The organism is Undibacterium sp. CCC3.4 (assembly GCF_034347425.1).
Classification (GTDB): Bacteria; Pseudomonadota; Gammaproteobacteria; order Burkholderiales; family Burkholderiaceae_D; genus Undibacterium.
Map to the genome: position 1 here is coordinate 2327451 of NZ_CP133779.1, position 13498 is coordinate 2340948.

The following is a 13498-nucleotide window of genomic DNA, read 5'->3' on the forward strand; positions in this document are numbered from 1 at the left end:
CTGCGCGGCGGTGAAGGCGTGATTATAGCTTTGTGGGCGCGCTTGCGACGCTTTCCGGCAGCGGCAGCTGGAAATAGAAGTCGGCACCTTGGCCCCAGACCGAGTCAAAGCCTATGCTGCCACCCATATGCTCGACCAATTCGCGCGATATCGCCAGACCGAGCCCGGTGCCGCCTTTTTCGCGCGTATCGGAGGAATCGGCTTGGGCAAATTTTTGGAAAATACGCGCGCGGAATTCGGCCGGAATGCCATTGCCACGGTCGCTGACCTTGATCGTCACGGCCGTCGGCAGCAGGGTCGCGCGAATTTCCACGGTTTCACCAGGGGGCGAATATTTGATCGCGTTCGATAATAAATTCGACAACACCTGCATGAAGCGGTGGCTGTCGACTGCCAGGCTGATATCGGGTACCGGTTCGATCAGTTGCAGGCATACTCTACGTTGACTGCCGAAGGTAAGATTGCTTTCCACCGCTTGCGCCAGCAGGTTCGGCAAGGCATAGAGTTGAATATTGAACTGCATTTGGCCGGCGCTGAGCTTTTCCATATCGAGCAAGTCGTTGATCAGAAAACTCAGGCGTTGGCTGTTTTTGCTGGCAATGTTGAGCAACGGTGCTAAATTTTGTGGCAAAGCGCCGGTGGCACCGCCGAGTATCAGACCGAGTGCCCCTGAAATCGAGGTCAGCGGGGTGCGTAACTCATGGCTGACGGTCGAGATGAATTCATTTTTGATACGTTCCAAGCGTTTGCGCTCGGTGATATCGCGCATGAGTCCGATATACAGCGGGCGGCCGCGCCGTGTGACGGTCGAGATCGATAATTCGAGTGGGAAGATGCTGCCGTCTTTGCGGCGTGCTTCGATTTCCCGCGCCGTGCCGATCAGGTTTTCGATGCGGTTGCCGGTAAATCGCAGTACCGAATTCTGCGGTTCTGCCAAGATAGGCAAGAGCACGCTGAAGTGCTGTCCGGTTAATTGCTCTTGATGGTGAGCGTTTTTATGGTAAGCGAACATATCGGCGGCGGCAAAGTTGTAGGAGTCGATCAGGCCGCGATGGTCGACGGTGATGATACCGTCGAGGACGTTATCGAGTATCGCTTGGGTTTGGGCCGCTTGGTCTTGCATATTCTGGGCACTGATTTTGCTCTCGGTGATATCTTGAAAGGTACCGTAAATACGCTTGATGGCGCCATTCTGGTACTGTGGCAGCGCGATTACGCGCACCCAACGCTCATTGTTTCGGGTCGTCAGAATTTTAAATTCGCTGTCGAAACCCTCGCCTTTTTGCGCTGCTGCGGTAAACAACAGACGTACCCGATCTTGGTGCTTGCCCTTTTTGTAGAAGGCCAGCGCGTGCGTGACATTGACACAGTAATCGGGCGCGACTTCATGGATTTGTCGCGTTACCTTACTCCATTCAACGCGCTCGCTTTGCAAATCGTATTCCCAAGTACCGATGCGGGCAGCGGCATTCGATTGTTCCAGCAAGGCGTAGGCATGCGCCAGTTTTTCTTCGGCACTGCGTTCCATGGTGACATCCTGGTGGCTGCCCGCCATCACCAGCGGCGCGCCGTCGGCCGACCAACTGACCACGCAACCGCGATCGCGCACCCAGATCCAGTGGCCGTTTTTGTGACGCAGACGCGTCGTCATATCGTAGTGCGGCAGCTCGCCGCGGAAATGCTGCGCCAGCATGGCCGCCGATGCCTGCATTTCATCGGGATGGCACAGATTGAGCCAAGTGGTGATGGTGGTCGGCTGCAGCTCTTCCAAGGTATAGCCGAGCATTTCCGCCCAGCGTGCGTTGAAAGTAGTTTTACCGGTGGGGATGTGGCATTCCCACGTGCCGATATGGGTGCCTTCGATGATATTGGCCAAGCGCAGTTCACTGTCGCTGTGTTGTCGGGCGATATAGCCGGCATTGATCAACTGGCCGATGGCATTGGTAACCGGTTGTAGAAAATCAATCAAATTTTGATCATAGACTGGCGTCGCATTGGCCAAGCCGATCAGGGCGACGATCGTCTCGTCATGCCGTACCGGAATGGTCAGCCAATGTGGCCAGGCCGGTGCTGCCCCCAAGACTGCCGGTGTAGTACTTGCATCGGTACTGTACAGCAGCGCTTGACCGGTGCGCAGCGCATCCTGGCTCAGACTGAGCATTTGTCGGTAGTTCAGATTATTCTGTTTGTTTTTTTGCGCGCGCAAACGGGTTTTGCTATCCCAAGTCAGATCGGCAAGCGCGCACACTTCCAGCGCTGGCACGGCATTGACATGATCGACCACAGCGCTGATGAAACCGTATTGGCTGGCGCTGAGCTCTAACATTGTGCTTAATAAAGCATCGAAGCCTGTGCCGCGATCTTGTTCTTTGATGAATTGGGTTTGCGCCTGGGCGACTGCCTCGTTGAGTGCCTGCTGGCGCTGTAACGCGCGGTTCAACTGCATCCCACGCAGGCTGCTGTTGACCCAGTCGCCCAGCACATTGACGAATTCGCGGTCGAGCTGACTGAAGTCGCTGCTGCGCGCGCTGCGGTCAGCGAAACTCAAGCTGCCGTAGCGTTGGCCATCGAGATGCAGCGCCACACCGATATAGGCACGCAGCTGCGGGCCGTCGGCAGTGAGCGGTTCGCTCGGCGGCCCGAGGTCGGCAATCGCCGTCACCCCGCTGTCCTGCAGCAGATGATCGGTCTGGCTGGTTGGACTGAAAAAATGTTGACCCTCATGAAATTGTCCACCGGCCGACTGCAATACCCGAATCACGCTGTCCGCGCCGACGAATTCCGTGATCACGCCATCGGCCAGTTTTAAATACTGACAGCCGAGCGCCAAGGTTTCGCGTAACAACATCTGCGGGTCTTGCAAATTGAGTGAGGTAATACGGTTGAGCATGAGCATGGCGTCGTGCTGGCGTTGCGCTTGCTGGTTGCTGATTTCATGTTCTACACAATCGGCCAGATTACGCAAAATATGCAGTTCTGCCGCTGTCAGATGACGTGGCAGGGTATCGATCAGGCATAAGGTACCGAGACACTGTCCGCTGGCGCTGTGCAACGGAGCACCTGCGTAGAAACGAATGAAAGGTGGGCCCAATACCAGCGGGTTATCGGCAAAGCGCGCATCGCTGAGGGCATCGTCGATACAAAAAATCTCTGCCGATAAAATCGCATGACCACAGAAAGAAATATCGCGGCCGGTTTCGCAGGCATCGAGCCCCTGACGTGATTTGAACCATTGGCGCTCACTATCGATCAGCGAGATCAGGACGATCGATGTATTAAAAATTTGCTGCGCTAGGTCAGTCAAGCGGTCGAAGCGGGCTTCGGCCGGGGTGTCGAGCAAACCGGATGCGCGCAAGGCATCGAGGCGTTGCGTTTCATTATCGGGAATACGAGGCGGTTGCATGGTCGCTTAGCAAAAAAAAGTTATCGTCATGGTGGCTGATGTTTCGTCGCTGGCATCGTTAACCAGGCTCAGGCAGCGCGTCGGCTGCGGCATGCACGGCCAACCAGTCTGTCAGCGCTTGGCCGTATAAGGGTTTGCTGACTAAATAGCCCTGCATGGCATCGCAGCCCAGTCGTTCCAATACAGCGCGTTCGGCCGGCGTTTCTATGCCTTCGGCGATGACGCTGAGTCCAAGGCCGTGGCCCATGTCAATAATGGTCTTGACCAAGCCTTGGGTATGGCTGTGCAGATCGATGTCGGTGACAAAGCTGCGATCGATTTTAAGTTCATTGACGGGCAATTTTTGTAAATATGCCAGCGATGAATAGCCGGTGCCGAAATCATCGATGGAAATACCGATGCCGGTGGCGCGTAAGCGTTGCAGTAATTCGATGGCGCTGGCAGGATCTTCCATGATGCCGCTTTCGGTGATTTCCATGCGCAGCAAGTGCGGCGCAATCTGTGCTTGTTGCAGCCGCGCGGCTACCCGTTCGGGAAATTGTTTGTCGCGCAAATCTTGGGTACTCACGTTGATGGCAATGCTCAGATTTGGATAAGTGCTTTTCCAGTCAGACAAGGTGCTCAGCGCACTCTCGAGTATCCATTCGGTGATGAGGCTGATATAACCAGTGCGTTCGGCGAAGGGAATGAATTCGGCCGGCGAAATGAAGCCGCGCTGCGGATGCTGCCAACGTACCAAGGCTTCGAAACCATACACGCGCGAATCGGCCAGCATGATCTTCGGTTGCAGCCACATTTGCAGTTCTGCCGCTTTGACGGCGGCACGTAAATCCGATACCAAGCTCAGATGCGTCAGGCGCGAGGCTTCTTGCGCGTCGCTGTACCAAGCTAATTGGCGCATGCTATGTTTGGCCGCATACAAGGCCACTTCAGCATTGCGCAGCAGGTTTAGTAAGCTCAGCGCGACTGCGCCGCTGATTGCCAAGCCATATACCAAATTGATGTCGATCGCATGCGGGCCGCAGCGTACCGGTATATCCATGGCGCTGTCTATGCGTTGCTGCAGCTCGTTCACGCTGCTGTGATCGCGCGCGCAAAACAAAACTGCGAACATGCCGCCGGCTAATTTGATCAACACCGCTGGCCGGAGGAGGTCGTGTGTGCTGACGATCGCGGCCAGGCGCCGCGCGACTTCAGCGATGACGGTGTCGCCACTGTCGAAACCCAAAGTTTCATTGACGCTTTTTAAGCGTGCCAAGTCCATCAGTATCAGCGCATGGTGGCGCATGTCGGTGTGCCCGAAATGTTTCAGCAAGAAGGTGCGATTGGGCAGCGTGGTGAGCGGGTCATAATACGCCAATTGTTCAATTTCTTTTTCGCGCACAGCAATCGCGCTGGCCATGGTATTCAAGGCCAGGCCGACTTCATTGACTTCTTCTGTGCGCGTGACCGGCACCTTGGAGTGGTAGTCGCCAGCGGCGATGTTGAGCGCGCTCGATTGCAATTGCGCCAGCGGTGCCACCACACTGCGCGTGGTCAACCAAGCCAGCAGTGCCGCTGCCAGCAAGGCCAGCACCGACAATACGATGGCCAACAGAGCGGTATGGGCCAGCGCCGCTTGCGATTGCTGTTGAGATTCTTGAATTAGCTTTTGTTCATGCAGCAGTAAGCGATTTGATTCTTCCAACAAAGCGCTCAGGGCAGGTTGCACATCATCGGAAAAACTCAGCTTGGCGGCTTCCTGGCCCTCCTCTTCGAGCAGATTGACCAGTGCAATATACATATGCTGATAATTATCGCGGCGTAATTCCAAGCGCTGCAGCGTGTCGATTTGTTCCTGATCGCTGAGTTTTTGTTTAAGCGCGATGATCAGCGCGCTGATGCGGCGGTTCTTTTCATCGACACCGGTGTACTCATTGATACGTTTGTCGCGCGTCGCGGTCAGCAACTGCAACAAGGCACTGCTGACGCTTTCGGTCGACAGGCTCAGCGCCTGTACCTCGAGCAGGCTGCCGATTTCGGTATTGGCGAATTGCGCGTCGAGACGCGTCATGCGGTTGATTTGCCCGTACAGCAGTAAGATCACGATCAGAAATAAAGCCAGCAACAAGCCGTAACTCAGGGCCAGGCGCACGCCGATGCGGCGCAGTCTGAGTGTAAGGGAAATCTTTTCCAGCAAAGAGTGCATAAGCAGTGGGGGTAAAAAAACGTGAGTCAGGTATTGTTACGCGGAACGACGGTTTCGGCAATCATAGCCTGTAAACCGGACGCTGTCCTTGTGCGCTGCGGCTGATTCAATCACTACGGCTAGCTTGCAGCCGCTGCAGTATCAAATCGACGATCAATTGTTCGGCATCGAGAAAATCGCCTTCCAACAAAGGACTATGACCCAGTACCAGACTCATTTGCATGCTGAAATCGGCATACGACTGGGTCATGGCCCAAATCAGAAACAGTAAATGGGTGGGATTGACGGCGGCAATTTTTCCTTGACTGATCCAGAGTTCGAATACGGCGATATCTTTTTTCAGCAAGGGTAAGATTTTTTCGCGCAAGCGTGCACCGTAGATCGGTGCCCCGCTGATCACTTCCATCGCGTAGACCCGTGAGGCTTGCGGCTGCTCGCGCGAAAAACGCAATTTGGCGGCGATGTAACTGCGCAGCAACTGAGCCGGCTCTTGCTCTTGGTCGGCCAAAATATCCATTCGTTCCAACCATTGATCGAGCACTCGGTCGAGCACAGTTTGATACAGGCATTGTTTGTTGGCGAAGTAGTACAGCAGGTTCTGCTTGGAGATGCCGGCGCGCTCGGCAATGCTGGCTACCGAACTGCCGGCATAGCCGGCTTCGGCAAATACTGCCACCGCGCTTTGCAAGATACGCGCTTGCAGCGCATCGCGCTGACTGGAGTGGGGACGTTTATCCATGATTGGCCAGAAACTCACTGAGCACGCTGCCAGTTGTATAGGCGATATTAAAGCGGAACCACGGATGGGGGCTGGCTGTGAGGCGGAAAAAATCATTTGGTGCCAACAGTATGCCAGCTTGTAAGGCGCTCTTGGCGATGCTGGCGGCGCTGAGCTTGGAGTCGGGCCAGCCGGCGCTGATGAACATGCCGCCGCGTGGCTCGGCCAGAGGCGTCAGGCCGGCCGTGAGCAGCAATTGCAGGGCGGCGTCGCGGCTGCTGTCGAGTTGACGCTTGAGTTTTTCCAGCATGCGTCGGTACAGGCGCGAACTGATCGCGTGCAGTACCGCACGTTCATTGATTTCCGAGGTGGTCAGACCGGCCAGCATCTTGATGCGTACCAGTTCATCGATCAGCGAGTGCGAGGCACACACCGAGCCGACCCGTAAGGTGGGCGAGAGGGTTTTGGAAAAACTGCCGACCCGTATCACGCGGCGCAAGCCATCCATCGCCGCCAGCGAGGGTTCGGCGCGCACGCAGAGTTCGCGGTAAATATCGTCTTCAACCAGCCAGAAGTCATATTGTTCGGCCAAGGCCAGCAAGCGGTGCGCCTGAGTTTGACTCAGACTGGTACCGAGCGGATTATGTAGCACGGTGTTGACGAACATCAGTTTCGGTTGGTGCAGCAGCGCTTTGGCACACAGGCTGTCGAGATCGAGCCCGTCGGCGTCGCGCGCAATACCGACCGGGATGCAACCGTGATGGCGGATCAGCGACAGCAGATTACTGTAGCCCGGATCTTCGACCAGCACGGTGTCACCGGGTTTGCACAGGGTGCGCAGAATCAGATCGAAAGCATGGGTGGCACCGTGGGTGAGCACGATTTGTTCGGCATCGACTTGAAACAAATCCGCCGTCAGCGTGGCGGCCAATTGCTGGCGCAAGCTGGGAAAACCGAGTGGATTGCCGTAGCCGCGCAAGCGCTGGCTGGGAATTCGCACCGCCTGGCGCAAGGCATCGAGCAAGATGTCGTCACCATACCACTCCGGCGGCAGCCAGCCGGAGCCGACCGGCAGCGCGCTCGAGACGCCGGAATACAGTTCCGGGTTGAGCGCATCCAGTGCATGGGGCAGCCCGAGCGGCGGCGCGGCTTGCGTTGGTGCCGACGCGCGGTTGACAAAATAGCCGGAACCGCGGCGCGAGCTGAGCAGACCGAGCGTGATCAGACGCTCATACGATTCCACTACGGTAAAGGTGCTGACGGCATTGCATTTGGCGAATTGCCGCACCGATGGCATCTTGCGGCCCACCGGCAACTGATTCAACTGTATCAGGCGCGTGATTTCCTGCACGATTTGCTCTACCAAGCTGGCTTGGCGACTGCGTGCCAGCGTCACTTGCGGCCAGAGTAAAGCTTCGGCGTCGGGCATGACTTGCATGAGAGATTTCCTGTGGTTGGTGGGGCGGCGCATCATATAACTGTACAGGTAAAAAAAACTATACGGTTGGGTCGATTTGATCTGGCTGTATCTGTTGCCGAACTTTGGCCTTCATTAGGATTTCAACATAGTTTTACCGATTGGTAAATTGTTTTCAGGAGAACTGCATGCTCAGCAAGCAACAATTAAATGCGTATTGGATGCCCTTCACCGGCAATCGTGATTATAAACAAGCGCCACGTTTGGTGGCTTCGGCCGCCGGCATGTATTACCGCGATCAAGATGGGCGCGATATTCTCGATGGTACCGCCGGCTTGTGGTGTGTCCCGCTGGGTCATTCTCACCCGACTATCGTGCGGGCGGTGCAGCAGGCTGTGGCCACGCTCGATTATGCGCCGGCTTTTCAGATGGGGCATCCGGCGGCGTTTGAATTGGCCGAACAATTGATCGATTACAGTGGCCAACATTTCGGCCAAGTGTTTTATACCAATTCCGGTTCGGAAGCGGTCGATACGGCCCTCAAGATGGTGCTGGCATATCATCGTGTACGTGGCGAGGCGCAGCGTACCCGCTTCATCAGTCGCGAACGTGGTTATCACGGGGTTGGTTTCGGCGGTATGTCGATCGGCGGTTTGCCGGCCAATCGTAAACAATTCTCTACCTTGTTGGCTGGTGTTGACTATCTGCCGCACACGCATAATCTGGAAAAAAATGCTTTCAGCCGCGGCTTGCCCGAATATGGCACGCATCTGGCCGATGAACTCGATCGTTTGGTGGCTTTACATGATGCCTCGACCATTGCCGCCGTCATCGTTGAACCCTTATCCGGTTCGGCCGGGGTGATTTTGCCACCGCAAGGCTACCTCAAACGCTTGCGCGAATTGTGTGATAAGCACGGCATTCTGCTCATTTTCGACGAAGTCATCACCGGTTTCGGACGTATGGCCACGCCATTCGCCTGCGATTATTTTTCTGTCTATCCCGATCTGATGACGACTGCCAAGGGTCTCACCAACGGTGTCGTTCCTATGGGCGCGGTGTTCAGCAAACAGATGATTTACGACGCTCTGCTCGAGAGCCCGGCCGGCATAGAATTTTTCCATGGCTATACCTATTCCGGTCACCCGCTGGCATGTGCGGCCGGTTTGGCGGCCTTACAGGTATTTAAAGAAGAAAAAGTACTGGAACATGCGCAAAGCATGACGGCGTATTGGGAAGACGCGCTGCATTCGCTCAAAGGCTTGCCGCATGTGATCGATCTGCGCAATGTCGGTTTGATCGGTGCGATTGAATTGGCCTCGCGCCCGGGTCAAGTCGGCGCACGAGCCATGGCCGTGTACAAACAAGCGTTCGCCGAAGGCGTGCTGATTCGTACCACCGGCGACATCATCGCCTTATCGCCACCGCTGGTTCTTGAAAAACACCACATCGATCTATTGTTCGGCAAGCTCACCGAGATACTGAAAAAAATCGATTGATTTCTCCTCGAAATCTGAGGACGAGCGCGCACGCTTTCACTTTCAGGAGTCACTATGTTGCAAGCTTTAAAGCATTTGGCATCAGCACAATCCGAACCTGAGGTCTTGGCGGCACAGTTTGCCGATTTGGTACCAGCCCTGAGCGCGCGGGCCGCGGCGCTCGAGAGTGCGCGCTGTTTGTATTGCTATGATGCGCCGTGCATGCGCATTTGCCCGACCCAGATCGATGTGCCGGGGTTTATACAACACATCGCCACTGGCAATATCGAGGGGGCCGCGGTCGGTATTTTGCAGCAAAACATACTCGGTGCCAGTTGCGCGCGCGTTTGTCCTACCGAAATTCTGTGCGAGCAGGCCTGCGTGCGCAATCATGCCAGCGAAGCCGCACCGGTACGCATCGGCTTGTTACAGCGCTATGCGCTCGATAACACCAAGTTTTCCAGCCATCCGTTCGCGCGCGCAGCGGCCAGCGGCCACACCGTGGCCGTGGTTGGTGCTGGTCCGGCCGGCTTGGCATGCGCGCATAGGCTGGCCATGCGCGGCCATGACGTGGTGATTTTCGAGGCACATGACAAACCGGGCGGTCTCAATGAATACGGCATCGCCCGCTACAAATTGCCCGATGCGGTGGCGCAGAAAGAAATCGAATTTTTACTCGGTATCGGTGGAATCACGCTGCGTTATCAGCAAGAACTCGGCAAGAATCTGCATCTCAGCGATTTACTGCGCCAGCATGCCGCCGTGTTTCTGGCACTCGGCTTGGCGGCCAGTCGTCGGCTCGGACTGTGTGGGGAAGATGCGCCGGGCTTGCTGCCGGCGGTAGAGTATATCGCTGCCTTGCGTCAAGCCGAAGACTTAAGCGCTTTGCCACTGCCACGCAGCTGCATCGTGATCGGGGCCGGCAATACCGCCATCGATATGGCGGTGCAGATCGCTCGGCTCGGTGCCGAACAAGTCACGCTGGTGTACCGCCGTGGTGCAGCCCAGATGTCGGCGACCTTGCACGAGCAATCGATTGCTCGGCAAAATCAGGTCAGGATAGTTACTTGGGCAGCACCGCAGCAAGTCTTGCTCGACCAAGAAGGCCGCGTGTGTGGCATGCGTTTCGAGCGTACCCGCGAAGTCGCTGGCTTACTCAGTGGTAGCGGTGAAAGCTTCGAATTACCCGCGCAAGCGATTTTCACGGCGCTGGGACAAACGCTGGAACGCAGCGCGCTGGCCGGAACTGATGGATTGCAGTTCTCGCACGATAAAATTGCCGTCGACGCCGCCTATCGCACCAGTCTGATGCGTGTGTATGCCGGTGGCGATTGCATCGCTGCCGGGCAGGATTTGACGGTACAAGCGGTACAACACGGCAAGCTCGCGGCCGACGCGATCGACCACGATTTGAAAGCACAGGTAAACCATGGCTGATCTCTCCATCAATTTTGCCGGTATCAAAGCCCCCAACCCTTTTTGGCTCGCTTCGGCACCCCCGACCGACAAGGCCTACAACGTGATACGCGCCTTTGAAGCCGGTTGGGGTGGCGTGGTGTGGAAAACCTTGGGCGAAGATCCAGCGCCGGTGAATGTGTCTTCACGTTATTCGGCGCACTTTGGAAAAAATCGCGAAGTCATCGGTTTCAATAACATCGAACTCATTACCGACCGCAGCTTGGCCATCAATCTGCGCGAGATCACGGCAGTCAAACAGGCTTGGCCCGATCGCGCGATGATTGTCTCGCTGATGTTTCCGTGCGAAGAAGAGAGTTGGAAGCGCGTGTTGCCATTGGTAGAAGCGACCGGGGCCGACGGCATAGAATTGAATTTCGGTTGTCCGCACGGTATGCCGGAACGCGGCATGGGTGCTGCGGTTGGGCAAGTGCCGGAATATGTCGAGCGCATCACGCGCTGGTGTAAACAATATTGTTCCTTACCGGTTATCGTCAAACTGACCCCCAATATCACCGATGTGCGGCTGCCGGCCCGCGCAGCCCGCGCTGGCGGTGCCGATGCGGTCTCGCTGATCAATACCATCAATTCCATCACCTCAGTCGATCTCGAGCAAATGATTGCTCGCCCCATCGTCGGTCAGCAAAGCACCCATGGTGGCTATTGTGGCCCGGCGGTGAAACCGATCGCCCTCAATATGGTGGCCGAAATCGCTCGTGACCCCGCTACCCGCGGTTTGCCGATCTCGGGCATAGGCGGCATCGGCAATTGGCGCGACGCGGCCGAATTTTTAGCACTTGGTGCCGGTTCGGTGCAAGTCTGCACCGCCGCGATGCTGCATGGCTTTCGCATCGTCAACGAAATGTGCGATGGTTTGTCGCGCTGGATGGATCAGCACGGTTATGCGACGATCGCCGATTTTTCCGGCAAGGCCATCGCCAATACCACCGACTGGAAATACCTCGATATGAATTACGAGGTCGTTGCCGCCATTGACCAAGATCTGTGCATCGCTTGCGGGCGTTGTTATATCGCCTGTGAAGATACCTCGCACCAATCGATCTCTCAATTGATCGATGCGAACGGCGCACGGCGCTACGAAGTCAAGACGGCCGAGTGCGTCGGTTGCAATCTGTGCCAGATCACTTGTCCGGTCGAGAATTGCATCAGCATGTTGCCGCAGAACAATGGCAAAGCCTATATGAATTGGACTGAGGATGCGCGCAACCCCCGTGCGGTGTTGAAGTAGCGACTTGCCAGTGTGTCGGCGCGTCGCTGTGCTCGAGACGGTAGCTGGAACGAAGCTTGCTGAGTCAATATGGTAGGCTGCTGACACCAGCACCCGTATCACCACCTTACAACAGGGAAGACAACATGCAAGCAGAAAACAATCCGCTCTGGAATGCCGATTTGGCACCGACTACCGAGGCCCAGAGAACCTGGCGCTGGTATCACTTCGCCGCCTTGTGGGTTGGAATGGTCATGTGTATTCCCGCCTATACGCTGGCAGCCAGTTTGATAGAAGGTGGCATGTCCGGCTATCAGGCGGTGTGGACGGTATTTCTGGCCAATGCCATCGTGCTGGTGCCGATGCTCTTGATCGGCCATGCCGGTGCCAAATACGGTATCCCCTACGCGGTGTTGGCACGTAGCTCATTCGGCGTGCGCGGTGCGCGCTTACCTGCACTGATGCGCGCCATCGTTGCTTGCGGTTGGTACGGTATACAAACCTGGTTTGGTGCCCAGATGATCTACACCTTGGGTGGAGTTTTGCTCGGTCATCCGCTCGGCGGTGAGCCGATTGCCGGGCTAGGCATTAACGTCGCCCAGTTGCTGTGCTTTTTACTGTTCTGGGGTATCCAGTTTTGGTACATTTTTCACGGCATGGATGCGATACGCCGACTCGAAACATATACCGCACCACTCAAAATTCTGATTTGTTTTTTACTCTTAGGCTGGGTCTACAACCAGGTCGGCAGCTTCGGTCCTTTACTCGATCAGCCATCGCAATTCGTCGCCGGTGGCAAAAAAGCCGGGCAATTCTGGATCGTGTTCTGGCCTTCCTTGACGGCCATGGTCGGCTTCTGGGCCACGCTGGCATTGAATATTCCTGACTTCACGCGTTTTGCCAAATCGCAGAAAGATCAATTACTCGGCCAGACCATAGGCTTGCCGGCACCGATGGGTTTGCTGGCGCTGTTGGCGGTGATCGTCACCTCGGCCACCGTAGTCTTGTACGGCAAAGCCTTATGGGATCCGGTCGATGTCGCCAGTCGCATGAGCGGCGCAGCAGTCTTGATCGCTTTGGTGATTCTGCTGATCGATACCGTATCGGTGAATTTGGCGGCCAACTTGGTCGGCCCGGCCTATGATTTTTCTGCCCTGCATCCACAGCGCATTTCTTACCGCACGGGTGGCTATATCACCGCCTCGATCGCCTTGGTGATGATGCCCTGGAAGATACTCGAAACCACACAAGGCTATGTCTTCACTTGGTTGATCGGGTATTCGGCTTTGCTCGGGCCGATCGCTGGTATTCTGATCGTCGATTACTACTTGATCCGCAAAACCCGCATCGAATTGGCCGAACTTTACAGCGATACCGGTATCTACAGTTATCGGCAAGGCTGGAATCCGGCCGCAGTGATTGCCTTTGTACTTGGGGTGTTACCGAATCTTCCCGGCTTTTTGCATGCGGCTTTCCCGGCCAGCTTTGGCGCTGTCGCAGCAGTATGGAATACGCTCTACACCTATGCCTGGTTTGTCGGTCTGGCACTGGCGGGATCGGTGTATTTGATCTTGATGAAACTTAAAAAATAAGCGGCGACAGCGGTCGCTC

Annotated in this window: 8 protein-coding genes; 4 read left to right on the forward strand and 4 right to left on the reverse strand. The window is 56.0% G+C overall.

Annotation, left to right across the window (positions count from 1 at the left end):
- Positions 1-22: 22 nt before the first annotated feature.
- The 4 genes from RHM61_RS10425 to RHM61_RS10440 all read right to left on the reverse strand — a co-directional run bounded on the left by RHM61_RS10425 (position 23) and on the right by RHM61_RS10440 (position 7747).
- Complete coding sequence (locus RHM61_RS10425; RefSeq protein ID WP_322247223.1) at positions 23-3403, reverse strand: PAS domain S-box protein; 3381 nt, start codon at positions 3401-3403, stop codon at positions 23-25.
- 58 nt (positions 3404-3461) lie between these two features.
- Complete coding sequence (locus tag RHM61_RS10430) at positions 3462-5591, reverse strand: GGDEF domain-containing protein (protein WP_322247224.1); 2130 nt, start codon at positions 5589-5591, stop codon at positions 3462-3464.
- A 106-nt stretch (positions 5592-5697) separates the two neighbouring features.
- Complete coding sequence (locus RHM61_RS10435; protein WP_322247225.1) at positions 5698-6330, reverse strand: TetR/AcrR family transcriptional regulator; 633 nt, start codon at positions 6328-6330, stop codon at positions 5698-5700.
- Positions 6323-7747: a PLP-dependent aminotransferase family protein gene (locus RHM61_RS10440; RefSeq protein WP_322247226.1), complete on the reverse strand. Its 1425-nt coding sequence runs from the start codon at positions 7745-7747 to the stop codon at positions 6323-6325. Before RHM61_RS10440 ends, RHM61_RS10435 begins: the two co-directional genes overlap by 8 nt.
- A gap of 167 nt (positions 7748-7914) precedes the next feature.
- Here RHM61_RS10440 and RHM61_RS10445 point away from each other — a divergent pair, with 167 nt between their 5' ends.
- From RHM61_RS10445 to RHM61_RS10460, 4 genes are all read left to right on the forward strand, one after another.
- On the forward strand, positions 7915-9225 hold the full coding sequence (locus RHM61_RS10445; protein WP_322247227.1) for an aspartate aminotransferase family protein: 1311 nt from the start codon (positions 7915-7917) through the stop codon (positions 9223-9225).
- Positions 9226-9279: 54 nt separating this feature from the next.
- A complete protein-coding gene (locus tag RHM61_RS10450) occupies positions 9280-10641 on the forward strand; it encodes an NAD(P)-dependent oxidoreductase (protein ID WP_322247228.1) in 1362 nt (453 codons plus the stop codon).
- On the forward strand, positions 10634-11908 hold the full coding sequence (gene preA, locus RHM61_RS10455; RefSeq protein WP_322247230.1) for an NAD-dependent dihydropyrimidine dehydrogenase subunit PreA: 1275 nt from the start codon (positions 10634-10636) through the stop codon (positions 11906-11908). Before RHM61_RS10450 ends, preA begins: the two co-directional genes overlap by 8 nt.
- Before the next feature lie 125 nt (positions 11909-12033).
- A complete protein-coding gene (locus RHM61_RS10460) occupies positions 12034-13479 on the forward strand; it encodes an NCS1 family nucleobase:cation symporter-1 (RefSeq protein WP_322247231.1) in 1446 nt (481 codons plus the stop codon).
- The last annotated feature ends 19 nt before the right edge of the window (positions 13480-13498 follow it).